We start from the raw sequence: 26,534 nt of genomic DNA on the forward strand, positions 1-26,534 counted from the left end.
ATATGCCTGACCTCACTGAGAAAGTTAGTGGCTTAATTATAACATTCAACGAAGAAAAAAACATTCGGGAAGTACTCGAATGTTTTGATTTTTGTGATGAAATTGTCATTGTCGATTCTTTTAGTACTGATAAAACTTTAGAAATAGCCCAAACCTTTCCCAATGTAAAAATTTTTCAAAATAAATTTGAAGATTTTACAAAACAAAGGAATCTGGCCTTGGACAACGCCAGCTATGACTGGGTTTTATTCCTTGACGGAGATGAGCGAACAACTCCTGAGCTGAGACAGGAAATTATCGAAGAATTGAATAAAACAGATAAAAAGGATGCCTATTATTTTTATAGAAAGTTCTTTTTTGCTAAAAAGCCTATTCATTATTCGGGAACACAGACGGATAAAAACTTCAGGTTATTCAGAAGATCGAAAGCCAGATATATCGCTGAGAAAAAAGTTCATGAAACTTTACATGTGAATGGTACAATCGGAGAACTAAAAAATAAACTCCTTCATTTCTCCGTTAATGATTATGAGTCCTATAAAAAGAAAATGATTCATTATGGAGTTTTAAAAGGACAAGAATTGGCTGCTAGAGGAAAAAAATTCAGTGTAGTAACTCAATATTCCAAAACCACGTTCAAATTCTTTAAGGCATACATTTTGCGTTTAGGTATATTAGACGGAAAAGAAGGCTATCAACTTTCTTATTTGCAATCACTAAGTGTTTTTGAAACTTATGAATCATTAAAAAAGGAGCAAAATTGATTGGATGAAGATTTGTGTAATTAGTTTCGATTTTTGGGGATATGATGAACATATTGTAGAAACACTATGTGCAAAAAGTATTGACGCCCACCACATTAAAATAGGAGATGTAACGCATTCTAATTTTAGTGAAAGGGCGACGAATGCCGTAAGCAAAATTTTTCTTAACAAAAACCTAAAGACCGAAAAGAGACAAAAATTTGTATTGGAATCTCTTGAAAAACTGGGCCATCAGGATCAGATTTTAGTTTTGAATCCTGATACTTTTGATTTATCAACATTAGAAAAAATAAGAAAAAAATCGGACCGACTGATCACTTACCTTTATGATAGTCTCGACAGGTTTCCGGTGGAAAGGGAAAAACTGAATCTTTTTGACAAAATTTTCTCATTCGATATTGCGGATACTAAAAAATATTGTTTTGAAAAGTTAACCAACTATATCTACCTTCCTCATTTAGAAAATAAAGATCAGAAGACTAAAATGGATCTTTTTTATATCACCTCGTATGATAATAAAAGAGTGGCTTTCATTAAACTGCTAACCAAAAGACTATTGGAATTGTCATTAAAATTCCAAATTATTGTCATTGGAAAGAAAGGATGGAAACATCAGCTGAAAAACATTTTCCTTACGGTTCCTGAAAATCTCCATATTATTTTCAGCATTAAAAAAATCGGTCACTCAAAATTGCCGGAATATTATAAAAATTCAAAAGCATTGCTTGACCTTACCCGTGAAAATCAGTATGGGCTCAGCTTCAGAGTTTTTGAAGCAATGGCTTTAGAGAAAAAAATCATTACAGATAATGAGTTTATTAAAACGTATGATTTTTATAATCCCAATAATATTTTGGTTTTAAATGAAACCTGCAGTAATCTTGATAAATCTTTTTTTGAATTACCATATGTCAAAATTCCGGATAATATTTACTATAAATATACTCTTGACAACTGGGTAAATAAGGTTTTTCAGTTATCCTAAACACATTTTTTGAACAGTAACCCATGATTACGTATACGAATCAATCTAAAATTATCATATTTTGTCCACCCAACAGTGTTACAGGTGGGCCGGAAGCATTACATCAGCTGGCTGACAAACTCCATCATCTCGGTATCAGAAATGTATTCATGCATTACATTCCTCAAAGAAAAAATGCAAAGCCTCAAAATTATAATGTTTACACGACAACACAAATAGAAACGATAGAGGATAAATCCGACAATATACTTATCGTTCCCGAATCTATGACTTTCCTGATCAAAAAGTATCCGGAAAGCCAGAAAGTGATTTGGTGGCTGAGTGTAAATTTCTATAAAATCTTAATGGATCACAGAATCCGCAGGCAGAGCTTTTTCACCAGGTTGTTTTATCAGCAAAAAGACAGGGAATACTATTTTGAACATTTCCCGAATGTCTTTCAGTGGGCGCAGTCTTACAGATCATCAATCTATATAAAAGACCACGGAATTCCTGCAAGCCAGATCGATTTTGTTTGTGATTATATCAATCCGAGCTTCTTAAAAAATACAGAAAGAATAGAGAAAGATCTTACTAATAAAACAATCATATACAATCCCCGAAAAGGCATAAAAGAGATCTCTCAGATCATCAAAAGCTCGCCTGAACTTACATGGATTCCTATACAGAATATGAATGCCGGACAAATCCAGGAGATTATGGCCCGATCATTACTGTACGTCGATTTTGGAGAAAATCCGGGTCGTGACAAGATGTTGAGAGAGTCTGTATCTCAGGACTGCTGCATTATTTCGGGCAGAAACGGATCTTCAGCTTACTATGAAGACCTGATGATTCCTGATGAATATAAATTTAATTTCAGTGAAGACAAAATCCCTGAAATTATTGCAAAAATAAAGGACGTTTTAGATAACTATTCAGATCACATTGCACAATTTACTACCTATAAAAAAATGGTTCTGAATGAAGAAATCGCATTTGAAGAAAAACTGAAAGAAATATTTAAAAAATGACGTCAAAGAAAATTACTCTAATTTATCCTTTTGCGTACGGTTATCTTGATTTTGTGGTTCAGGAACTTAGGTCCAACCCTAATATTGAAGTTACTGATATTAAAACAGATACTATAAAATATACCTATCCCAATGTTTTTGTGAAGATATGGAATGGTATCACTAAATTATTTGGCAGTAACATTAAAAAAAAATATTTCAATCAGCAGGTTTTAGGTAAGATTAAGGAGAAGCAGGATATTATTTTTGTGATCAGACCTGATATGCTTGAAGATTCTTTACTGAAAAAATTAAAAGCCAATACGAAAACTTTTACCGCTTATCTATATGACAGTTGTAAAAAATTTCCAAGACAGCTTGATATTGCTCCTATTTTTGATGAAATTTATTCTTACGAAAAAGAGGATATTGCAAAATATAACTTTATTGAGACCTCTAATTTCATTTATGATGAAAGATTAGAGCCTGAAGAAATACAATATGATCTATTCAATGTTTCGTCTTACGATTCAAGGATTGATGAAATAAATGCTGTTTCAAAGATTTTGTCTGAAAGTGGATTAAAAATTCATTTTGTATTATTTTGGTTTGAAAAATTAGTGTACCCTCATTTGATTTCAACCACTCAATATCTTACTCTTGAAGAAACAAAAAAACTGATTGCTCAGTCTAAAGCCATGATTGACATTCAGAGGGAAGATCAGAAAGGCTTATCTTTCAGAACTTTTGAAAGTTTAGGATATCGAAAAAAACTCATCACTACCAATGCAGCGGTGAAAGACTATGCATTCTACCATCCGAATAACATGCTGGTTATCGATAGTCATCATTTAGATCCTGATGTAATTAAAAAATTTTTGGAACTCGACTATGTAGAAATTCCTGAGGACATTATCGATAAATATCGTGTTACCAATTTTACAAAGAAAATATTCAAATTATAAAACATGGGTATTAAAAGAAAAATAAAAAATTATATATACTTAAAAAGGCATTATCCTTTATCCGTAAAAAATATTACTCCCGATCCTGGTAAGAAAAATATACTGATCGTGGACAGCCAGATTCCGACCTTTGATAAAGATTCGGCATCTAACAGGATTACAGAAATTGCAAAATTTCTGGCAAAGCACTATAATGTATATCTGATGGACTGGAGAAAAGCTATTCCAAAGCTTGAATCCAAAAAATATATCCAGAACCTGAATGACCATAACGTAATTGTTTATACACCTTTTATAGGCGAGTATGGTATCATGAAGGGTAAAAAACAGTTTATCAATAATCTTCTTCCAAAACTTGATTTTGTATGGTGTCACAGACCTGAACTTTTTGAGCATTATTTAGGATTTTTCAGAGAAAAAGCTCCTCAGGCTAAGATCGTTTATGATATGGTGGACATCCATTATTTAAGAATGGAAAGAGGTCTTGAAATAAAATATGATAAAAACAGAGCCAAAGAGCTGGTTCATTATAAGCACATAGAAACTGAACTTTGTAAGCAGGCCGATAAAATCGCTGTGATCAGTGATAAAGAAAAAGAATTTATGACTGCTTTTGTAGACAAGTCAAAACTGTTTACCGTGAGCAATGTTCATAATTTAAAGGTTAAACCTGAAGATATGCCACCATTCGAAAAACGAGACGGTATTTTCTTCATCGGAACTTTTTTACATGATCCGAATGTAGATGCCGTAGAGATCTTATATCATCATATTATGCCTTTGGTGTGGAAAGTTTTACCGGATCTGAAAATCACCATTATTGGTTCCGAAGCTCCTGAGACCATTGAAAAAATGAACTCCGACAGGTTTGAAATTGCAGGTTTTGTAGAAAATATTATTCCTTATTACGAAAAATGTTTTGCTTCAGTTTCGCCATTAAGATTTGGAGCCGGAGTAAAAGGTAAAATCGGTCAGGCTTTAGAATATACTCTACCCGTATTAACTACCGAAATCGGTGCTGAAGGAATGTTCTTGGAAAACGGAGTTACCGCACTGATTTCAGGAAACGAAGACTATCAGAAATTCGCAGATAACATTGTTGAAATCTGCACAAATGAATCTACCTGGAATACACTGCATAACAATTCTGAAAAAGCAATTTATCCTTTCTCTATTGAAGCTCAGAAAGAAGAGATTTTCGAATTACTGAAATAATTCTTTTCACATAAAAGAACTGATCAATGTTTCCCATTTTTGGGAAACATTTTCTTTATCATATTGCTTCATTGACAAGTGAGCTTTTTTTCCTAATTTTTGCCTCAGTACATGGTCCTGGATTAACATTTCAAGATTATTGGTCATCTCTGTCTCATCTTTTGATAAAAATCCATTTTCCTGATCCTTTATAAGCTCGTTAACGCCTGAACAGGTTTTAAAACCAATACCCGGCAGTCCAACAGACATTGCTTCTGTTAACGCTAAAGGAAAGCCTTCATACTTACTTGGAAAAATAAATATATCCGCATTTTTCAGCTGCTCTAAAGGGTTATTCGTAAAACCTTTCAGAAATATACGGTCCTGCAGGTCTGCTGTTCTAATTTTATCACTTAAAAAATCATAATCAGTTCCTGTACCCCAGAAATACATATCCCAATCCGGATATTTTTGCGCAACTTTTGCAAAACTATTAATTGCTATATGCTGCTGCTTACAGTCTGTTGCTAATGAAGCGATGTTAATTATCGTATACCTTTTTTTTATTTGTAAATGATCTACAATCTGCTTTTCTTCAAATTGTGGGACAGGATTTGAAATTGTAACAGATTTCCCATGAAAGGTTTCCGGTAAAAAATCATTGTAGCTGTCAAACAGGATCTGAATTGCAGAAAGATGCTTATACGATTCTTTCAAAAGAGACATTTCTTTTTCACTTCTGTACCAAAGGATATCTGAGTAATCATAATCAGGTCTTCCATTGACAGAATTGATGATAGGAATGGTATATTCGTTCTGGTAAGTAATCTCGAGTAGAGAACCGATAGACATTGTAATAATAATGTCTGGCTTTATGGAATCAATATACTTTTTCCATGCTTCTGCTCTTTTTTTAAGATTGAATTCGAACAGACCATCTGCTCCACCCATTTTTTTCAGGAGACTTTTATTAAAAAACTTTGACTGCTTTTTTTTAATCTTAGAACTCAGCCACTGAAAAGGATTGTTTCCTTTATAATTATGAAGCTCTTGTAAATTTTCCTGAACAACATTAGGATCAAATATATTAGTCAGTTTAATCTCATTTGTCAAAGGAAAAACTGCACCTCCGGAAATATTTTCATTGGTAGCGATTTCCACATCATGATGCAATGCAGCAAAATTATTAGCTAAAAAACTGCATATTTTTTCAGTTCCTCCTGAACCGTTGATAAACCCGGAATGCTGTATTAATAAAATCTTCATTTTTTAAAATCTTTCACTGATCGATTTCCTAAGATCTCTTCTTAATTTTTTTAATGGAATCAATTTTATAAAAAACAAGTATAGTTTTTTCTTTGCTAACTGTTGTCTGGAATATTCAATATAAAATTTATCAAAATCAGAAGTATCATCAGTATTGATAAAATAAAGGAAAGGCTTACTAAGCAATCCTTTTTCCTCAGCTGAAAGATAAGGTAAAATTTTCAGCATATAATTTTTAATCAGGGTATGTAAAAAAGTTTTTTGCTGATTATTTAAAGGCATTCCCAAGTATCTGAACTCAAATGGTTCATGTTCCATAAATAAGGCTAAATGAAGCGCCTTTACTTTATAGAGATCATATCTTTCATAAAAATCCTCTAAAATTTGTAGCCAGACAGGAATCTGCTGAAGAACCTTATCTGAATTTTCATTAATTTTTAAATGATTTTGATTTTCGTGATGTCTGTAATGATAAATACCTTTCGGATTGGTACCTATATTCTTAGTGAGTGCAATGAGCTGATGTGAAAATAATCCGTCTTCACAAGGCTGAATGTTCTGAGGAAATTTTATATCCGCATATTTCTTCAAAAAATCCAGACGTAAAAACTGAGCACAAGTAGGCAGCGCCGGAACATTGGGCAGTCTTTTACAAAATTCCTCGCCTATAATTATAATATCACCATCCTTTTCTTTAGCAGCATCATAGGATGTTTTTAAAAATTCCTGATCTATCGTATCGTCAGAATCAAGAAAAAAAACATATTCACCACATGCATGAGACAGCCCAAGATTTCGAGCTACAGAAACTCCCGAATTGGCCTGATCAAAATACTGTATTCTGGTATCTTTTTTTAAATATTCCTCGCAGATTACAGAAGAATTATCAGTACTCCCATCATTGACCAAAATAAGTTCAAAACTATCAAAACTCTGATTCAGAACACTTTCAATGGTTTCTACTAAAAATTTCCCTGCATTATATACAGGGATGATAACAGATACGGAAACATTTTTTTTTTCAGTATTCATAGATATTATTTAGGAAGACATCCATCTAGCTTTGCTTTACTCAGCTGGAATTCTCTATACTTAAAAACACCAGTTTTGTAGGCAATAACAGCACCGAAATTAATATTCTCACTTGTCGTACTCATCGGGAAAATACAAGATCGGTACGTATTTTTTTCAACCAAAGGTTTAGGAAGTACTTTAAAATTAAGCCCATCTTTGGAGAAAGCAAGATAAAGACTTTCCGCAGTATATTTTTTCACCTCTCCCGCAGCGATACACAAAAAGTAATATCCGTCTACATAGGTTGCCTGAATATGCCATGGTGCATACTCGGCATTCACCTGTGTCCAGGGTTTATTGATAAAATTAACGACTTTACTTTCTTTAAATTTCGAAAAATCCAGTCCGTTATTGGATGTCCTCCGTATAATATACGAAGGATCACTCCCCGGAAAATTGGGACTGATATTGTTCTCCACTTCATAACTTATATAGCCCAGACCGTTGTATACAATACTTGGAGAAATAATGTGATTATTTTTTGGAGAATAGGGAGCATCGCTTGTATAAACAGCTTCCAGAGGAGTCCAGTTTATTCCGTCTGCAGAAGTTTGTCTTACAATTGTTCTCTGAGCATTTTTCACCAGTTTTTTGATATTATTCTGGCTTTTTGCACCTCTGCTTTTCAAAGCCACTGCTTTTATAAAACTTCCCCTGTAATACAATGAGAATTTACCATTTTCAAAAGTCCAGTCAACATCTGACCAGAACCCCTGCTTAGGTTCGTCTTTCTTTTCTGAAAAACTTTCGTTTACAGAAGGAGCTCTTTGTAAAGGACTTGCAACGCCATTAGGCCCACTCCAGTTGATTCCGTCATTAGATACCACCACCGTAGGATTTTCATATCTTTTAGACGTTTGAATATTTCCTACCGTCCCAAAATAGGGAGTAAAAACCATCCAATATTTATAGCCGTTAAAACCATTTGGAAAGTACTGAACATCCGGATGGCAATAGGCAAAATTAGGTGTACTTATATTTTTTATAAAAGCCTGATCATTTTTTCCCGGATGATTTCCATTGGCAATCACATTAATATTAAGTGTTCCGATATCTGTCAGATAATCTACGGTCTCACCATATTCGGTTTTATTATCAGGTGTAGTCGGCACATTTTCAGCAAATAAGCTGTCTTCCTGTTGAGAACAAGAAATCGTAAGCGTTATAAGCAGAAGTAATAAAAACTTCGGCTTATTGATATAAAGAGGCATCCTTAGTGTGTATGTATTATTTTTTATTGCCTGTCATAGTCATCCTCTATCCTCACGATGTCATCTTCACCAAAATAAGTTCCGGTCTGAACTTCAATGAAAACAACAGGCTTATCAGATAGATTCATCATTCTGTGTTTTGCGCCTAATGGGATGAAAATGCTTTCTCCATATTGTAAGCTGATTTCTTTATCGTCCAGAACCACAGTAGCATCACCTTCAATAACAGTCCATTGTTCCTGTCTTTTATGGTGATACTGATAAGACAATTTTTGTCCCGGATTTACTTCGATTCTTTTTAATTTGTAATTGGGCTCATCTGCCAATACATAATATTTCCCCCAAGGTCTTTCGCCTATTTCTAACATAATTTTAGTTATAATTAATTTTACAAATGTAAATATTAGAATCAAAAAAGCAATAACCCGTACATTAAAAATACTTAAAACATATAATTTAAGTAAATTTGCATCAAAATTTTAAATTGATATGGGGAAAGTAAGAGTACGTTTTGCTCCAAGTCCTACCGGACCTTTGCATTTAGGAGGCGTAAGAACAGCATTATATGATTATCTTTTTGCTAAGAATCAAGGCGGTGAGTTTGTATTGAGAATTGAAGATACAGACACTGCGAGATATGTAGAAGGAGCAGAAGATTATATTGAAGAAGCCCTGGAATGGTGTGGAATCATCGCTGATGAGAGTCCTAAAAAAGGAGGAAAATTCGCTCCCTACAGACAATCTGAAAGAAGAGATATTTATGACCGATATACAGCACAGATCTTAAAAACAGATTATGCTTATATCGCTTTTGATACAGCTGAAGAACTGGATGCCATCCGTGCTGAGTACGAAGCAAAAGGAGATGTTTTCTCTTACGATAATAAAACAAGAAACCGTTTGAGAAACAGCCTTGCTCTTTCTGAAGAGGAAGTTCAGCAATTGCTGGATGAAAAAACACCATATGTTGTAAGATTCAAAATGCCTGTTGACAGAACATTGAATCTTGAAGATATCATCCGTGGAAATTCGGCAGTGAATACCAATACTTTAGATGATAAAGTTTTGGTAAAAAATGACGGAATGCCAACCTACCATTTTGCCAATATCATCGATGATCATGAAATGGAAATCTCTCACGTAATTCGTGGTGAAGAATGGCTGCCATCTTTAGGTCTGCACACCTTATTATATGAAGCAATGGGTTGGGAAGCGCCTCAGTTTGCTCACCTTTCATTAATTTTAAAACCGGAAGGAAAAGGAAAATTAAGCAAAAGAGACGGTGATAAATTCGGATTTCCGGTATTCCCATTAAATTTTACAGATCCTGCAACCGGAAATATTTCCAAAGGCTATAGAGAAAGCGGTTATCTTCCTGAAGCGTTTATTAATATGGTTGCGCTATTAGGATGGTCTCCTGCAGATGATAAAGAAATTTTACCATTGGAGGAAATGGTTAAAGAATTTGATCTTTATAAAGTTCACAAAGCCGGAGCCCGATTCAGTAAGGAAAAAGCAGAATGGTTCAATCATCAGTATATTCAATTGAAGTCTGATGAAGAATTGCTTCAGATTTTAAAAGCTTCAGACTTAAATTTAACGATTGAAGATGAAAAATTACTGAAGATTATTCATCTGATGAAAGAAAGAGCTACTTTCCCGAAAGACATCTATGAAAATGGAAAGTTTTTCTTTGAAGCACCGACTTCATATGACGAGAAAGCATCGAAAAAAGCGTGGAATGATGAAACTTCTGCAATTTTAGGCGAGCTTGCATTAAAATTAGAATCTGCAGATTTTAAAGCTGAAACTTTAAAACAGACCATGCATGATCTGGCCGAGGAAAAAGGTTTGGGAATGGGGAAAGTAATGATGCCATTACGTTTAGCTTTGGTAGGAGAATTGAAAGGTCCGGACGTTCCGGACATACTGGAACTCATTGGAAAAGAGGAAAGTATCTCCAGAATAAACAATGCTATAAATAATTTTAAATAGGTTTTCATAATTTTTCATAAATTTGAAAGATTTAATTTACTTCAAGAAATGGAATATTTAAGTTTCGAACTTCCTATACAAGAATTGATGGATCAATACCAAACATGTTCTTTAGTAGGAGAAGAAAGTGGTGTTGATGTAAAATTAGCATGCAGCCAGATTGAGGACAAGATCATCGAAAAGAAAAAAGAGATCTATGGCAACCTTACTCCTTGGCAGAGAGTACAACTATCTCGTCACCCAGACCGCCCTTATACATTAGATTATATTAATGGAATGGTAGACAAAGGAAGTTTCCTGGAACTTCACGGAGACAGAAATTTCGCAGACGACCCTGCAATGATCGGTGGTTTAGCTACATTGGATGGTCAGAAAGTAATGATCATAGGAACTCAAAAAGGCAGAACAACTAAAGAAAGACAGCACAGAAGATTCGGAATGCCGAATCCTGAAGGATACAGAAAAGCTCTAAGACTGATGAAGCTTGCTGAAAAATTCAGAATCCCTGTGATCACTTTGGTTGACACACCGGGAGCTTATCCCGGACTGGAAGCTGAAGAAAGAGGTCAAGGTGAGGCTATTGCAAGAAACATTTTCGAAATGACGATGCTTAAAACTCCCATCTTCACTTATATTATTGGTGAAGGAGCAAGTGGTGGTGCATTAGGAATCGGTGTCGGTAACAAAGTATACATGTTAGAAAATACCTGGTATACTGTAATTGCACCGGAAAGCTGTTCTTCTATCCTTTGGAGAAACTGGGATCACAAAGAAGATGCGGCCAATGCTCTGAACCTTACTCCAAAAGATGCTTTAAGAGAGAAATTCATCGATGGAATTATCGAAGAACCCCTTGGAGGAGCACATTATGATCCGGAAACAACCTACTTAAATTTAAAAGCTTCAATATTACAGAATATTAAGGCTTTCTCTAAATTTACAGGAAAAGAACTTGAAACCCAAAGACAAGACAAATTCATTGCAATGGGTCAATTTAAGGGATAAAAAATAAAAAAGCGGTTAAGAAAAATTCTTAGCCGCTTTTTATTTTCAGTAATTGTCTCCTACTCTGCTACGTTCAGTGCAATCTCAATATCTTTATCGATCTTTTTCAGTGAAGAATAGGCAGCGTCGCATACCATTGTGCTTAAAGTATATTCTCCTTTATCTATTAAAATAAAATTCTGACTTTTAGCCGGAATATTCAGGGTATAAGATTTTCTGCCGCTTATTTTTACATTTAACGGGCATTTGGATTTATTCCGGATATTGATATAGGCTTCATTTTTATTGACATCATTATTAAAAAGATGCGTCAGCATAGCAGCCGTTCTTTTAGATTCATCCGAAGGCTCAGCTTTTTTATTTACTCCCGCAGTTTTAGAAGGACTTGAAACAGAAGCAAACTTTACTGTACGTTCAGCTTTTAAAGCAGCAACAGCATCATTTGAAGCTAAGGTTTTACTATTATCTTTCAAGTTATTTCCTTTTACAATACCTTCCGATTTACTTGTACTGACCGATTTACCGGCAAGCTTTACATCAGGAGAAGCATCAGCTAACATAACCTGCATTAGCTTTTTCTTAAAATATTCAGTCTTAGCGTGTCCGGGATTTTGTTTCAGGAATCCGGCGATCACACGGAGTTCTTTAGAATTTTCTGCTTCTTCTTCCGTATAAATGATGACCGTCTCTTTTTCTACAACAGCTTTTGTTTTAGCTTTTTTCTTCTTTTGAGAAAAGCCCAGTGTAAAAATACATAAGAATATAAGGAGAAATATTTTTTTCATTCGTTAAACATTTAAAATTTTTATTAAATATACAAATAACGCAAAAAGTCATTTTTTAGTTTATCATTAAAATCATTATCTTTGCACTGCTTTAAAATTAAGCTAAAAATTAATACTAATACTTACAATAAAAAAATAATAGATATTATGTCTTATACACCAGCTGCTGCAGACGTAGCAAAATTAAGAAACCAAACAGGTGCAGGTATGATGGACTGCAAGAAAGCTTTAGTTGAGGCTGAAGGAGATTTCGAAAAAGCGGTAGATATCCTTAGAAAAAAAGGACAAAAAGTTGCTGCTAACAGAGCTGACAGAGAATCAAGTGAAGGTGCAGTAATTGCAAGAGTAAACGAAGACAACACTTTAGGAGTTGTTATTTCTTTAAACTGTGAAACTGACTTCGTTGCTAAAAACGAAGCGTTCATCGAGCTTGCTTATGAATTAGCTGAAATGGCTATTTTTGCGGCAACTAAAGAAGAGCTTTTAGCTACAGATTTCCACGGACTTACTGTTGCTGATAAATTAATCGAGCAAACAGGTGTTATCGGTGAGAAAATCGAGATCGGAGCATTCGAAAGAATCGAAGGACCTTTCTTGGGAGCTTACATCCACGCTGGAAACAAAATCGCTGCTATCACTGCACTTTCTGCTAAAGTAGAAGGAGCTGACGAAGCTGCTAAAGCTGTTTCTATGCAGGCTGCTGCTATGAACCCGATCGCTCTTGACGAAACTAGAGTTTCTCAGGAAACTATCGATAAAGAATTAGAAATCGAAAGACACAAACTTACTGAAGAAGGTAAGCCTGCAAACATTATCGACAATATCTTGAAAGGTAAAATGCAGAGATTCTACAAAGACAATACTTTGGTACACCAGGATTTCATCAAAGACAGCTCTATTTCTGTAGCTGACTATGTAAAATCTGTAAACGCTGATCTTAAAGTAACAGGATTTGTAAGAGTAAGCTTAGCTTAATTATCTTTCAGATTAAAAATATTGATCCCGGTGAATTTTTCACCGGGATTTTTTTTGTCTGTAACTTAAATTAAATTGTATTCGCATTATCAATTTTTTTCTCCCCATTACAGAATATCTCCCCGACAATATTAACAGTGTATGAAATGAATTTTAATTTTTTAACAAAATAACTCTAAAAATGATTTCAATGAATTTTTTTAGGTAATAATTTGATTATTAATGATTACATTTGCGCCCCCTTATTAAAATTCATGAAAAAAATTCTACTAACTGTTTGTTTATTTATTGGTCTGTTTTTTAAAGCTCAGCTGGATACAGAACACTGGTTTGCTCCTATGTCTGCAAAAGCAGGGATTAATGGATTCGAAGGTTATTTATACCTTTCAACTGATGAAACAACTCCGTTTCCTGTGCAAATTTTCAACAACAATACCCTTTATACTACGGTCAATGTAAGCAAAGGAAGTCCCGTACAGGTCATCATCCCGAATCAGTTTATGGTTACTGCCACTCAATCTCAGCTGTTTACTCAAAACAATATGGGCCTGAATGTGAAAGGATCTAAAAAATTCTTTGCCAATTATAGATTCTCCCTCCCCAACCATGCTGAGATCCTTACTTCTAAAGGTAAAGCAGGATTAGGGACAACATTTTTTGCCGGAGTTGCTCCTATTTCCGGATCTGAAAATCACCTAAGTTCCACTATAGGCGTTACTGCTACTGAAGACAATACCACAGTAGTTATTTCAGGATATAATCCTAATATTACTTTTTCGGATGGGGTTTCTGCTCCTACGAGAACATTTACTTTAAACAAAGGAAAGTCTTACCTGCTAGATGTGGTAAGCTCATGGTCAAATATCAACAGGACAGGTCTGGTAGGTGCTAAGATCGTAGCCACAAAACCTGTAACTGTTACCAACGGAAATTTCAACGGAGCCTATACGAGTGTAAATCTTACCAACAATGACGTTTTAATGGATCAGGCTGTACCTGTGGACAGATTAGGAAAAGATTTCGTGGTTGTAAAAGGTAACGGAACCGTAACTTCCCAAATGGAGACGGCGCTTATTATTGCCACAGAAAACAATACTCAGGTTACATTTAACGGAACCGGAGCTACAACGAACCTTAATGCAGGTCAATATTATTTAGTACCTTCTAACAGATATCTGAATCAGGGAAATGGTCATTACAATATGAATATTTCTTCTTCTAAAAATATTTATGTATATCAATTATTATCGGGCGCAACCAATGGAAATGAATATGCTTCAGGCGGAATGAATTTTATACCACCTTTAAGCTGTTTCATGCCTAATAAAATCGATGAAATAGGTTTTATCAACAGAATTGGAGGGCAGACATTTGCTACCAGACTGAACATCATCACTCAAAGCGGAGCCGTTGTCACTTTAAACGGAAACCCGATCGCTACAACCAACGGACCTTATCCTGTAACAGGAAATCCAAACTGGGTAAGTTATTCTATTCAAAATGTTACCGGAAGTATTACTGTAAACTCTACCAAATCTTTAACCGCAGGAATCGCTGCAGGAAGCGGGGCTGTAGGTTATGGAGGTTATTTTGCAGGATTCTCCTCAGTTCCAGCCATTACAAAAACCGGAGACTGCTATACCGGAATTTTGCTTCAGGTTGATGCCGGATATGATGCTTACCAATGGTATTTCAACGGAGTCGCTATAACAGGAGCTACTTCGAACACAATAAATCCTGAATTATACGGCGCAGGAAGCTATACCTGCTCTATCACTAAAAATAATTGTGAAACAAGACTTACAGCAGAATACAATTACACTTTATGTCCTCCGATTTCTACAACCACTTATACAATAGGGTCTTGTAATACGAAAGTGATTTCTCCGGTTTTCACGAGTTCATCACAAACTATTGTTCCGTCGCTTACGAGTATTATCTCAGCTCCTACTTCAGGAACTGCAACAGTAAACCCTGTTAACGGACAGATCACCTACACTCCTAATGCAGGAACTACTGCGAATACAACCGATACTTTTATTTATTATATTCAGGGAAATGGTAACCCTTTCGATTTTGAATATTTTAAAATCATTATCAATACCAATGTTCTGCAAACCAATAATGCAGCATTGACATCATGCGCCGCTACCAATGGAAACGGAACTTATGATCTGACTTCGGTAAGTTTATCACCGGATGCAGGTACAACCGTACAATATTTCACAAATGCTAATTTAACAGGTCAAATTGCAGCTCCAGCAACCTATAGCGGTCCAGCGGGAACAATTTATGCTAACGTGACTTCACAATATGGCTGTTCAAAACCGGCACAGATTGTTTTGACTGCAACACCTTCACCTAACATCAATACCAGTAATTTCAATGCTACTGTTTGTGATGAAAATTTTGATGGAATTATCAATGTTAATTTCTCAACAATTACCCCTCAGATTGTAATAAATCCAGCCAATTATAATGTAAGATATTATTTAAGTCAAACGGATGCCAACGCAGGAAATACGAATACATTACCTGCCAACTGGACTTATACCTCAAATACTACTGTTTTTGTAAGAGTAGATGCTATTACAGGAACCTGTCCTTCAGTTTTCGGACAGATTAATTTTGCAATTGGCAACAAGGTAACCTTACTTTCCAATACCGTAAATATTGATATTTGTGATAATGACCTTAATGGTTCTGAAAATGCAAATCTTAATGATTATAAAAATGTATTTACAACCAACCCTAACGTTATTCTTTCTTTCTACAATACATTAGCTAATGCACAGGCCGGAACAAATCCGATCTCAAATTCACAGCTGATAACTTCTACAGGAACATTTTATATAAGATTTTCAAGCAATACAGAATGTCCTAGTACAGGGATTTTAACGATATCATTAAAAACACCTAAAAGATCTACAACACTGCGTGATCAGGTAATTTGTTCAAATGAGCATGTTATTTTAGATGCCGGTACAGGATTTACATCTTATTTATGGAGTACCGGAGCAACAACACACAGCATCACTGCAGGAGCGGGAACTTATTTTGTTGATTTAGGATTTAACGGATGTATTTACCGTCAGACCGTACAGGTTACCACTGCTCAGGCTCCAACTATCACTAAAATAGAAGTAACAGGAAAAAATGCAACTGTTTCTGTATCCGGAGGTACGCCACCTTATCAATATTCGTTAAACGGGATTGACTTCCAGACCTCTAATGTGTTCACAGATTTATCCAGAGGAATTCATACTGTTTTTGTACTTGGATCTGATGGATGTCAGCCTGTCACTAAAGAATTTTTAGTCCTTAATCTTATCAATGCCATTACCCCGAATGGAGATGGAAAAAATGATGCTTTAAACTATTCGGATTTAAGAATAAAACAGAATGTTTCCATAGAAGTTGTTGACCGATACGGAGCTCCGGTTTACAAATCTTCAGACAATACTTACCGATGGGACGGAAAGTCTGCAGGAAGACCTCTTGCAACCGGAACTTATTGGTATATACTGAGATGGGTTGAGCCGGACACAAAATTACCAGTTTCATATTCAGGATGGCTATTAATTAAAAATAGAGAATAATTTTTTAACTTTCTTTACAATTTATTAACAATATTTCAAATATTATTTTAATTTTGTAGAAATCCTAATTCCCAACATATGAAAAGATTTCTACTTAGCTTAGTATTAGTTTTTCTGTCAATTAATACTCTGTTTGCACAGAGGGATACAGAGCATTGGATTGCACCGTATTATGATTCTGCTGGCGGATATACTAACAAAATTTATTTATCGACAGATTCATTAACACCTTTTGTTGTAACAGTCTACAATAATAACCTTCCTGTTGGTACTGCTACTATCAGCAAAGGAGCTCCGGCAATTTATGATGTTCCCAACACTCAGATATTAGCCAGCTCAACCACAGAAGGTTTTAAAACAATTACAAAAGGTCTGTATCTGAAAGCTGACAAACCTTTTTACTGTAGTTTAAGATTAGCAACCAGTGTACATGGTGAAATTATTACGAGTAAAGGTAAGGCGGGTATAGGAAAAGAGTTTTATGTAGCTTCTGCTCCTAACACTTCTGCCAGTTCCATTCATAATTTCACAGCTGGTGTTATGGCAACAGAAAATAACACGACGGTTACTGCATCATGGTCTAATGCGGGGGTTACATTTTTCGGAGGCGTTGCTACGCCAGGGAATACGTATACTTTCACATTAAATAAAGGGGAATCTTTTATTTTTGCAGGTACCGGATCCAACAGTGCTAATTTAACCGGATTTATCGGAGCCAAAATAGTTTCAGATAAGCCTATAACCCTTACTAACGGTAGCTGTAACGGAAATTTCGGTATGGTAGGTGTCGGTGGTTCTGACCCCGTTTTAGATCAGTCCGTACCTGTTGAACGTCTTGGAAATACGTTTGCAATTGTAAAATCAAGATCTACCGATCCCGCTCAGAATATGGAAGGTGCGATCGTAATTGCAACACAGGATAATACAGACATATTCTTAAATGGCTCTGGTATTCCTGCTGCTACGATCAATGCAGGACAGTGGTACAGAATTAATGAAAGTAATTATATTACGCAACCTGGTGCAGGTACTCATGCTAATATGTTTATTTCAACATCTAAGAATGTATATTTATATCAATTAGTAGCAGTAGGAGCAAGTAATGCAACCTGCGGATACAATTATATACCACCATTGAACTGTTTCTTACCAAGAAAGATTGATGAGATTGGTAATATTAACCAAATGCCACTTACTCCTAACCCAACTCCTTCTGATTTAATTGTAAAATTAAATATATTAACAGAAGCAGGAGCGACAGTTTTAGTAAGCGGTATGCCAACGACTCCAGCTCAGGGACCGTATCCTCTAACAGGTAATACCAATTGGGTAACTTATGCTATTGAAAGTATTACAGGGAACGTTACGATTACATCTACAAAAGCAGTAACTGCCGGTATCAACGGAGGATTTAGCTCTGCAGGGTACGGTGGATATTTTGCAGGATTCTCTTCAATACCTGTAATTTCTAAAAAAACAGGGGAATGTGCTCCCGGTATTATTTTAGAATTGGATGACGGATATGAAACTTACCAATGGTTCTTAAACGGTGTAGCTATTGCCGGAGCAACGACCAGTACTTTTGCACCAACATTAGCAGGAAACTATACTGTAAAAGTAACAATGGGAACATGCCCACCGGTAACGACTCCTATTTATAAAGTATATTCTTGTTTAAAAGAAACAAATGCGGCTATTAACGCATGCGCATCAAAAGTAATCACTCCTACGTTTACGAGTTCAACTCAAACACCGGTAGGAACTACTTTAACCATTATTACGCCTCCAGCTCACGGAACAATCGGAGCAATCAACCCAACAACAGGAGTATTTACTTATGTTCCGACACCTGGATATACAGGTACAGATGTTATTGTATATCAGTTCTGTGGTAATGGTACAGAGTTTATCGACTGTGAAAAAGTAACTTTAACCTTAACAGTTGTACCTTTTGTACTTACAGATGTTACGATTAAAGCATGTCAGTATAACGGAAAAGGATTCTTTGATTTAACTACTGCGGCAGTTACACTTCTTGATCCGGTAGTTAAGAAATTCTACCCTACTTTGGCAGATCTGAATGCAGATACCAACCAAATCATGAATCCTACCAACTACAACTCTGCAGCAGGAGATGTATACGTAAGAGTAACAACAACTGAGGGCTGTACTGGGGTAGCAAAAATCACATTGGCATTTTTACCTGCACCTGTAGTACAGGAAGCAACATTAAGTGAGTGTTATATTGAAAATAATGAAACTAAAGCTAAATTTGATTTAACACAAGCTAACGTAACCAGCGAAACTCCTGTAACGAAAAGATTCTATCCTACTTTCACAGATGCAAGTAACGGAACGAATGAAATTTTAGTTGCTACAGATTTCATTTCATCAAGCAACACGGTATACGTTAGAGTATATAATGATAAAGGATGTTATACGATTGCTAAAATTACATTGACTGTAATTCCTCCAAAAAGATCGACAGTATTAACGGATAAAATTATCTGTATCGATGCAAGAACAACATTAGATGCAGGACCTGGATATCAGTCTTATTTATGGAATACCGGAGAAACCACTCAGACCATTTCAGCAATGGTAGGTGAATACTGGGTAATCCTTGAAGATAACGGATGTAAAGTAAAACAACTGGTAACTGTCAGAAAAGCACCAGAACCGGTAATCAAAGAAATTGAAATTTCTAACAATACCGCAACTGTAATCATGGCTTCAGGAAAATCACCTTATAAATATGCGGTAGACGGAACAGCAAACTGGCAAGATTCTAATGTCTTTACAGGTCTTTCAAGAGGTCAGCATACATTCTATGTAAAAGACGCTTACGATTGTAACCCTCCGGTTTCTGTGGAAATTACAGTTCCGAATTTAATCAATGCGATTACTCCAAACGGAGATAACAAAAATGATTATATCGATTACAGCGAATTATCATACAAAGAAAACCTTACTTTCACAGTATACGACAGATATGGAAATAAAGTATTCACAGGTGATAAGTTCAATAACTACAGATGGGACGGTAAACATTTTGATAAAAAACTGGTAACCGGTACCTATTGGTTCCATATCAACTGGAACGAACCAAACAAGGAAAAAACAGCAATTAAATACACAGGCTGGATCCTAGTAAAAAACATTAATTAAAATTTTAATTATAAAAATATTTAACCACGATTGCAAAATCGTGGTTTTTTTATGGGTTCACTCTTTTATTTTTTAAAATATTTTCAATACATATGGATTATTCCTTTATTTTTGCAAAATCCTAATTCCACGCTTATGAGAAAATTTCTACTAGGTTTTGTATTAATGCTATTAACCATTAATACACTTTATGCCCAGAGAGATACTGATCATTGGTTTGCCCCCTATTTTGATACTTCGGGGACAACCTATGCACATGGTCTTTATTTCTCGACTGATTCTTTAACACCTTTTGAGGTCAAAATTTACAGCAACAATGTCGTCATTGGCACTGTTAACATTAGTAAAGGAGCCCCACAGGTATTTACATTACCCGCCAACTTTATAAGAACAGCAGCTTCTTCGAGTGCAGCCACCCCCAATAACATGGGAGTTTACACTAAAGGCGAAAAGCCTTATTTTGCTTCTTTAAGAATTTACAACAGTGTACACGGAGAGATCGTAACTTCTAAAGGAAAAGCAGGCATCGGTACAGCATTTTACGCTGCTGCCACTCCGATCACCACCAGCTTATCCGGTGGTAGTTCAATGAATTTTACAACAGGTATCATGGCTACTGAAGATAATACTTCGGTAACAGTTTCAGGTTATGATCCAAACATCCAATTCATTAATAATACGACTCCTCCACTTTCGATTACCTTTACTTTAAATAAAGGACAATCTTACATTCTTGCAGGAATTGGCAATACAGTAGCCAATCAGGCAGGATTCATCGGAGCCAAAATTGTGGCCACAAAACCCATTTCTGTGACCAATGGAAACTCAAACGGGATGTATGCTACAGGAAACACAACATCAGGATCCGATCTTATTTTAGACCAGTCTGTTCCATTAGACCGTCTTGGAAATGAATTTGCTATGGTTCGTAGTTTATCTCCATTAACCAATCATTACGATATGGAAGGAGGTATTATTGTCGCTACGGAAAACAACACTCAGATTTTCCTTAACGATGCGACCACTCCAGTGGCAACGCTTAGTGAAGGAGATTATTACAGAATTCTGAATAGCGCCTATATCAACCAAGGTGGTGGGCATTACAATGTTTACGTACGTACAACTAAAAACGTTTACTTATATCAATTAATCGGATCTACCTCTACAAATACCGGAGGTTATAATTATATCCCACCTTTGAACTGTTTCTTACCAAGAAAAATTGATGAAATCGGTAATATCCAGCAGATGCCTACTTACACAGGTACTCTGACGCTGAAACTTAATATCTTAACAGAAGTAGGTGCCGCAGTAACGGTAAACGGAATAGCTCCTACTGCTGCTCAGGGACCTTTCCCTTTAACAGGGAATTCTCAATGGGAAACCTATGCGATTACGGGAATCACCGGAAACGTAACCATTACATCAACAAAAGCTGTTACTGCAGGTGTAAACGGAGGATATAGCTCGGCAGGATATGGAGGTTATTTTGCAGGATTCTCGTCAATCCCTCTTATTGCAAAGCAAACCGGAGACTGTATTCCGGGAATCGTTTTGGAAGTAGATGACAGCTACGATACCTATCAATGGTATAATAACGGAATTGCAATTCCAGGAGCAACTACCAATTCTTTCACTCCAACAGTAGCAGGAAATTATACGGTAAGAATTACAGTAGGATCTTGCCCTCCGGCTACAACACCGGTTTATAAAGTATTCACATGTCTTAATGAGACAACACAAAACCTTACTGTATGTGAAGGATATCAGTCGATTGTACCCACCTTTACAAATTCTACCCAGACCTATGTTCCGGGAACAGTAACCATCATTACCCCACCTGCTAACGGAACCGCAAACGTGGATCCTGTAACGGGAGTTATTACCTATATTCCAACTGTTGGATATGTAGGTCCGGACAGTATGGTTTATAAGTTTTGTGGAAATGCACCCGAATTTGTAGATTGTGAGCAGGTAACATTAAGCCTGACGGTATCCGAAAGCCCTGTTGTGAATGATGCAACTTTAAGATCTTGTTTTATTGAAACAAATCCGGCGACAGCATTATTCAATCTTACGGCTGCGGGAGTAACAGTAACACCAGGTATAACGAAAGAATATTACCCTTCTCCTACAGATGCCGTAAACGGAACAAACCAAATTACAACACCTACAGCCTATATCGCTCCAAACGGAGTAGCTTACGTAAAAGTTATTAACGCAAACGGATGTTACAGAGTGGCAAAAGTGACTCTTGTAGTACTTCCTCCGGTTTATTCAAATGTTTTAGAAGATAAAATCATTTGTATCGAAGACAAGACTACATTAGATGCAGGTCCCGGATTTGCATCTTACGAATGGAGCACAGGAGCAACAACCCAGGCGATCAATAATGCAGGTGTTGGAACGTATTGGGTAAAATTGAAAACCGGAGACTGTATCACACTGCAAACTGTAAAAGTATATGCTTCTGAACAACCTGTAATCTCAAGTGTTGATATTACAAACAATACAGTAACAGTATATGCAGTTGGCGGAACAGCTCCTTACAAATATTCAATGGACAATATCAACTGGCAGGATTCTAATATATTTAATGATGTACCGAGAGGAAACGGAATGATATATGTAAAAGATGCTTATGATTGTGAGCCGATAGATGTTGAAATTACAATCCCGAACCTGATCAATGTGATTACACCGAATAATGACGGCGTAAATGATCATATTGATTATTCTGCATTAGCTCACAAACCGAACCTTGTCGTTAGCATTTTTGACCGATATGGTGCCAAAATCTATCAGGCCGATAAAACCAACGGTTACAAATGGGACGGTACGACAAACGGCAGCAAAAAAGTATCTACCGGAAGCTACTGGTACGATATCAGTTGGAATGAGCCTAATAAAAAGAGTACCCCGATAAGATACACAGGATGGATCTTAGTAAAAAACAGAGAATAATCTCTAAAAAATAAATTCTTTAAAGCCACGATTTTACAATCGTGGCTTTTTTATTATTTTTTCGACATAATACTACATTTTATTATTAAATTTGTGATAAAAGCTGATACTAAATGAAGAAAATTCTATCTTTTTTATTTATATTTTGTATTTTCACGTTTACCTTTGCACAATTGGACAGAGAACACTGGTTTGCGCCCATGGTAGACAGAACCGGAAATCCGAATCCATATCAGAAATTATATTTATCAACCAACAGGACAACTCCTTTCCCGGTAAGCATTTATAACAATAATATATTAATAGGTACCGTAAATATCAGTAAAAACAATCCTCAAAAATTTGATGTTTTACGGGATTATATTATTACAACTCTGCAAACAGATGTTTTCACCCCTACTACAAAAGGCTTGTATGTAAAAGCCGACTTTCCATTTTATGCCAACTTAAGATTTTCAGTTTTCAATCACGCTGAAATTATTACTTCGAAAGGAATTCCGTCAACAGGAAAAAACTTCTTCGTCGCCAGTGCTCCTATTACAGTGAGCAACTCAATTCTGAATTTCATGACCAGTGTTCTGGCAACAGAAAATAATACAACGGTTACCATATCAGGATATAAACCTACCGTTCAGTTTTCAAATGGTACTACCGGTGCAACCAATCCCACGATAACTTTCACTTTAAATAAAGGACAGTCTTACATCATTGACGGTAACGGAATCAACACGTCCAATCTCGATGGTATCATCGGCGCAAAAATTACAGCTGATAAACCGGTGAATGTCACCAATGGAAACTTTAACGGACAATATGCAGGAAACTTTCCATCGAGTTCGGATATATTGATGGATCAGTCCGTTCCTGTTGAAAGACTCGGAACTGAATTTGCGTTAGTAAAAGGAAACGGAAATATTGGCGCCAACATGGAAGGAGTCATCGTTATTGCCACACAGGATAACACTCAGATTTATGTGAATGACGAAATTCCACCTATTGCAACCATTAACACCGGACAATATTATGTTGTTTCCGATACAAAATATAAACTACAGGGAAGCAATCATTATAATTTATATTTAAAGACCTCTAAAAATGCCTACGTTTATCAGATATTAGCAGGAGATTCTGCAACGGGCAACGAAACAGCTACAGGTGGTTTTAATTTTATCCCCGCCCTTAACTGTTATTTGCCCAAACAAATTAATGAGTTGGGATTCATTGATGAAAACTTTGTTCATTCTAACAACAACCCTTCCGGAATCCTTAATATCCCTACAAAACTAAACATCATTACGGAAAAAGGAGCTGTTCTTACCGTCAATGGAGGCACACCCCTTGCTTCAACAGGTCCTTTCAATATGACAGGAACCACCAACTGGGTCACTTATGGAATACCCAATACAACAGGAACCATCACCATCGTTTCCAATAAAGCCATCATGGCAGGCATCAGTGCCGGAAGTGATGCTGTAGGATATGGAGGTTTCTTTGCAGGATTCCCTACCCAACCGGTCATTTTAAAATCCGGAGGAGATTGTGTTCCAGGAATAGTCCTTACTGTTGACCCTATTATTTACGATACGTACCAGTGGTATCGAAACGGAATTCAAATTACCGGAGCCACCAACCCTTCCTACACTCCCACTCAGTCAGGATACTATACATGTTCTGTTACGATGGGAAGCTGTGCTCCTTTGGTAACCGAGCAATATAAAGTATTGAATTGCATGAAACAGAGTACTGCTATTTACGATGTCTGTACTTCAAAAACGATCACTCCGGCATTTACCACTTCAACACAAACGCCTGTTGTTTCAACAATAGCTATCACGACACCTCCTACATTAGGAACAGCCATTATTAATCCAACTTCAGGCATTATTACCTATACCGTAAACAATCCGGGAACGACAGGAACCGATACCTTTACGTACACTTTTTGTGGAAATGACCCTGAATTTCCGGACTGCGAAACAGTAACGGTAACCATCAACATCCAGGCTCTGACTACCACAGATGCTACTTTGTCAGCCTGTAATATAAACGGACTTGGGACATTTAATTTAACGACTGCTAATGTGACCAACAATTCTCCTGTAACAATCACTTACTATCCTACATTGGCAGATGCCCAGACAGAAAATCCGGCAGCTCTTATCGGTACTCCGAATACTTACTCAGCAGCTAACGGAACAATAGTTTATGCTGTTGTTAAAAATAATATCGGATGTAAGAATATTGCTAAAATCACGCTTAATCTTTTCAATCTTGCCATTGTTCTGCCTAATTACAACGGAAGTTTCTGTGATGACAATCTTGATGGAACAGTAACGGTAGTTTTATCAAATATAACACCTCTGGTTCTGAATAATCCCACCTATTTTACGAATGTAAGATATTATGCCAGTATCACTGATGCAAACGCGGGGAACAACAATACATTACCTAATAACTGGAGCTATACTGCCAACACCACCATATATATCAGAGTAGAATCTCCGGATGGCTGTGCAGCAGTAGTTCAGCCATTAAACTTCAATATCGGAGCAAAAATACAACTGATCAGAAGCTCTTTAACACTGGATTATTGTGATGATGACCTTGATGGAATAAAATCGGTTGATCTGATGCAGTATATTAATCAGTTTACTTTAGACCCAAATGTTACGGTGAGCTTCCACGGAAGCCTTACAGATGCACAAAATGACTTTGCTGCCATCAGCAATCCGGTAAATTTCACAGGGACACAAACTGTTTATATCCGTTTTGAAAAAATTGGAGAATGTCCACAGGTGGCTTCTATAACCCTTACTATTAAGATACCTAAAAAGTCCGATATTCTTGTTGATAAAATAATTTGTCCCAAGACAAACACAACTTTAGATGCCGGGCCCGGTTTTGACAGCTATTTATGGAGTACGGGAGCTACAACACCTTCCATTACCAATGTTCCTGCCGGAAGTTACTGGGTAGACCTTACATCAAACGGCTGTACTTACAGACAAAATGTAAACGTAACAGAATATCCTGTTCCCGTTATTGCTTCTATAGAAATCAATGATACCACCGTGACTATCGGAGCAAGTGGAGGGACACCTCCTTATGAATATTCTTTAGATGGAATCACCTGGCAGAGTTCCAATGTTTTTCAGAATGTTCCAAGAGGAAATCATTTAATCCATGTAAGAGATTCTCAGAAATGCGAGGAAGTGACAAGAACTTTTGTGATTATCAATTTGATCAATACAATAACCCCGAATTATGACGGGCACAATGATGATATCGACTACTCTGCTCTGATGGGAAGTGACAATCTTGAGTTCAGAATATTTGACCGCTATGGAGCTGAAATATTCCGGGGAACTCCTACCAACCGTTTTACCTGGGATGGCAAAATGGGAGGAAGACCTGTAAACACGGCTACCTACTGGTATTTTCTATCCTGGACGGAATTTGGAGGAACCACAACGGTAAAATATACTAGCTGGCTACTGGTAAAGAACAGATAATTAACTATACTTGAAAAATTTATAACATTCATTAACAATTCTATAATAAAGTTTAATATAACTTTAACCTCTTTACACTA

The 26,534-nt window shown here is 36.2% G+C and carries 17 protein-coding genes; 12 read left to right on the top strand and 5 right to left on the bottom strand.

The genetic code is table 11. The features are described 5' to 3' along the window. Nucleotides 1-2: 2 nt before the first annotated feature. Genes M2373_RS10380 through M2373_RS10400 form a run of 5 tightly spaced genes read left to right on the top strand, consistent with a single transcriptional unit; the run spans nt 3 to nt 4,921 of the window. Complete coding sequence (locus tag M2373_RS10380) at nt 3-764, top strand: glycosyltransferase family 2 protein (RefSeq protein ID WP_259110403.1); 762 nt, start codon at nt 3-5, stop codon at nt 762-764. Nucleotides 765-768: 4 nt separating this feature from the next. Further along, nucleotides 769-1,749: a hypothetical protein gene (locus M2373_RS10385; protein ID WP_259110405.1), complete on the top strand. Its 981-nt coding sequence runs from the start codon at nt 769-771 to the stop codon at nt 1,747-1,749. Nucleotides 1,750-1,772: 23 nt separating this feature from the next. Then, entirely contained in the window at nt 1,773-2,762 is a 990-nt protein-coding gene (locus M2373_RS10390) for a hypothetical protein (RefSeq protein ID WP_259110407.1), read from the top strand. Next, nucleotides 2,759-3,706, top strand: a complete 948-nt coding sequence (locus M2373_RS10395) for a hypothetical protein (protein WP_259110409.1) — start codon at nt 2,759-2,761, stop codon at nt 3,704-3,706. The genes M2373_RS10390 and M2373_RS10395 overlap by 4 nt, the downstream gene beginning before the upstream one ends. A gap of 3 nt (nt 3,707-3,709) precedes the next feature. After that, nucleotides 3,710-4,921, top strand: a complete 1,212-nt coding sequence (locus tag M2373_RS10400; protein WP_259110411.1) for a glycosyltransferase — start codon at nt 3,710-3,712, stop codon at nt 4,919-4,921. 6 nt (nt 4,922-4,927) lie between these two features. Here M2373_RS10400 and M2373_RS10405 read toward each other — a convergent pair whose 3' ends face one another. The 4 genes from M2373_RS10405 to M2373_RS10420 are packed head-to-tail and all read right to left on the bottom strand — an operon-like array spanning nt 4,928 to nt 8,819. Next, nucleotides 4,928-6,166 carry a glycosyltransferase gene (locus tag M2373_RS10405; RefSeq protein ID WP_259110415.1) on the bottom strand — a complete coding sequence of 413 codons (1,239 nt, stop codon included), beginning with the start codon at nt 6,164-6,166 and terminating at the stop codon, nt 4,928-4,930. Between the two features lie 3 nt (nt 6,167-6,169). Next, nucleotides 6,170-7,198 (bottom strand): glycosyltransferase, encoded by a 1,029-nt coding sequence (locus tag M2373_RS10410; protein ID WP_259110417.1) that lies wholly within the window; start codon nt 7,196-7,198, stop codon nt 6,170-6,172. 5 nt (nt 7,199-7,203) lie between these two features. Then, nucleotides 7,204-8,451 (bottom strand): hypothetical protein, encoded by a 1,248-nt coding sequence (locus tag M2373_RS10415; protein ID WP_259110419.1) that lies wholly within the window; start codon nt 8,449-8,451, stop codon nt 7,204-7,206. A gap of 23 nt (nt 8,452-8,474) precedes the next feature. Next, the gene (locus M2373_RS10420; protein WP_259110420.1) at nt 8,475-8,819 is read right to left on the bottom strand and encodes a phosphomannose isomerase type II C-terminal cupin domain; all 345 of its coding nucleotides are present in this window, start codon (nt 8,817-8,819) and stop codon (nt 8,475-8,477) included. Nucleotides 8,820-8,940: 121 nt separating this feature from the next. Between M2373_RS10420 and gltX the strand changes: the two genes are divergently transcribed. Together gltX and M2373_RS10430 are read left to right on the top strand one after the other, a co-directional pair. Further along, complete coding sequence (gene gltX, locus M2373_RS10425) at nt 8,941-10,446, top strand: glutamate--tRNA ligase (protein ID WP_259110422.1); 1,506 nt, start codon at nt 8,941-8,943, stop codon at nt 10,444-10,446. Nucleotides 10,447-10,494: 48 nt separating this feature from the next. Continuing rightward, complete coding sequence (locus M2373_RS10430; protein ID WP_259110423.1) at nt 10,495-11,451, top strand: acetyl-CoA carboxylase carboxyltransferase subunit alpha; 957 nt, start codon at nt 10,495-10,497, stop codon at nt 11,449-11,451. Nucleotides 11,452-11,510: 59 nt separating this feature from the next. On the opposite strand, the gene M2373_RS10435 is transcribed toward M2373_RS10430, so the two are convergent. Beyond that, nucleotides 11,511-12,236, bottom strand: a complete 726-nt coding sequence (locus tag M2373_RS10435; protein ID WP_259110425.1) for a DUF6759 domain-containing protein — start codon at nt 12,234-12,236, stop codon at nt 11,511-11,513. 147 nt (nt 12,237-12,383) lie between these two features. Between M2373_RS10435 and tsf the strand changes: the two genes are divergently transcribed. The 5 genes from tsf (at nt 12,384) to M2373_RS10460 (ending at nt 26,454) form a co-directional block, all read left to right on the top strand. Continuing rightward, a complete protein-coding gene (gene tsf, locus M2373_RS10440; RefSeq protein ID WP_259110427.1) occupies nt 12,384-13,211 on the top strand; it encodes a translation elongation factor Ts in 828 nt (275 codons plus the stop codon). A 254-nt stretch (nt 13,212-13,465) separates the two neighbouring features. Beyond that, complete coding sequence (locus M2373_RS10445) at nt 13,466-16,810, top strand: gliding motility-associated C-terminal domain-containing protein (RefSeq protein WP_259110429.1); 3,345 nt, start codon at nt 13,466-13,468, stop codon at nt 16,808-16,810. A gap of 78 nt (nt 16,811-16,888) precedes the next feature. Further along, nucleotides 16,889-19,978, top strand: a complete 3,090-nt coding sequence (locus M2373_RS10450) for a gliding motility-associated C-terminal domain-containing protein (protein ID WP_259110431.1) — start codon at nt 16,889-16,891, stop codon at nt 19,976-19,978. A 135-nt stretch (nt 19,979-20,113) separates the two neighbouring features. After that, nucleotides 20,114-22,942, top strand: coding sequence for a gliding motility-associated C-terminal domain-containing protein (locus M2373_RS10455; RefSeq protein ID WP_259110433.1), 2,829 nt, complete (start codon nt 20,114-20,116; stop codon nt 22,940-22,942). A gap of 113 nt (nt 22,943-23,055) precedes the next feature. Then, nucleotides 23,056-26,454, top strand: a complete 3,399-nt coding sequence (locus M2373_RS10460) for a T9SS type B sorting domain-containing protein (RefSeq protein WP_259110434.1) — start codon at nt 23,056-23,058, stop codon at nt 26,452-26,454. The last annotated feature ends 80 nt before the right edge of the window (nt 26,455-26,534 follow it).

It is taken from the genome of Chryseobacterium sp. JUb7 (assembly GCF_024806495.1).
GTDB lineage: Bacteria > Bacteroidota > Bacteroidia > Flavobacteriales > Weeksellaceae > Chryseobacterium.

Excerpts from the sequence above, each read along its gene's own strand:
- M2373_RS10380 (WP_259110403.1), top strand. The coding sequence starts at position 3 with ATGCCTGACCTCACTGAGAAAGTTAGTGGCTTAATTATAACATTCAAC.
- M2373_RS10385 (WP_259110405.1), top strand. The coding sequence starts at position 769 with ATGAAGATTTGTGTAATTAGTTTCGATTTTTGGGGATATGATGAACAT.
- M2373_RS10390 (WP_259110407.1), top strand. The coding sequence starts at position 1,773 with ATGATTACGTATACGAATCAATCTAAAATTATCATATTTTGTCCACCC.
- M2373_RS10395 (WP_259110409.1), top strand. The coding sequence starts at position 2,759 with ATGACGTCAAAGAAAATTACTCTAATTTATCCTTTTGCGTACGGTTAT.
- M2373_RS10400 (WP_259110411.1), top strand. The coding sequence starts at position 3,710 with ATGGGTATTAAAAGAAAAATAAAAAATTATATATACTTAAAAAGGCAT.
- M2373_RS10405 (WP_259110415.1), bottom strand. The coding sequence starts at position 6,166 with ATGAAGATTTTATTAATACAGCATTCCGGGTTTATCAACGGTTCAGGA.
- M2373_RS10410 (WP_259110417.1), bottom strand. The coding sequence starts at position 7,198 with ATGAATACTGAAAAAAAAAATGTTTCCGTATCTGTTATCATCCCTGTA.
- M2373_RS10415 (WP_259110419.1), bottom strand. The coding sequence starts at position 8,451 with ATGCCTCTTTATATCAATAAGCCGAAGTTTTTATTACTTCTGCTTATA.
- M2373_RS10420 (WP_259110420.1), bottom strand. The coding sequence starts at position 8,819 with ATGTTAGAAATAGGCGAAAGACCTTGGGGGAAATATTATGTATTGGCA.
- gltX (WP_259110422.1), top strand. The coding sequence starts at position 8,941 with ATGGGGAAAGTAAGAGTACGTTTTGCTCCAAGTCCTACCGGACCTTTG.
- M2373_RS10430 (WP_259110423.1), top strand. The coding sequence starts at position 10,495 with ATGGAATATTTAAGTTTCGAACTTCCTATACAAGAATTGATGGATCAA.
- M2373_RS10435 (WP_259110425.1), bottom strand. The coding sequence starts at position 12,236 with ATGAAAAAAATATTTCTCCTTATATTCTTATGTATTTTTACACTGGGC.
- tsf (WP_259110427.1), top strand. The coding sequence starts at position 12,384 with ATGTCTTATACACCAGCTGCTGCAGACGTAGCAAAATTAAGAAACCAA.
- M2373_RS10445 (WP_259110429.1), top strand. The coding sequence starts at position 13,466 with ATGAAAAAAATTCTACTAACTGTTTGTTTATTTATTGGTCTGTTTTTT.
- M2373_RS10450 (WP_259110431.1), top strand. The coding sequence starts at position 16,889 with ATGAAAAGATTTCTACTTAGCTTAGTATTAGTTTTTCTGTCAATTAAT.
- M2373_RS10455 (WP_259110433.1), top strand. The coding sequence starts at position 20,114 with ATGAGAAAATTTCTACTAGGTTTTGTATTAATGCTATTAACCATTAAT.
- M2373_RS10460 (WP_259110434.1), top strand. The coding sequence starts at position 23,056 with ATGAAGAAAATTCTATCTTTTTTATTTATATTTTGTATTTTCACGTTT.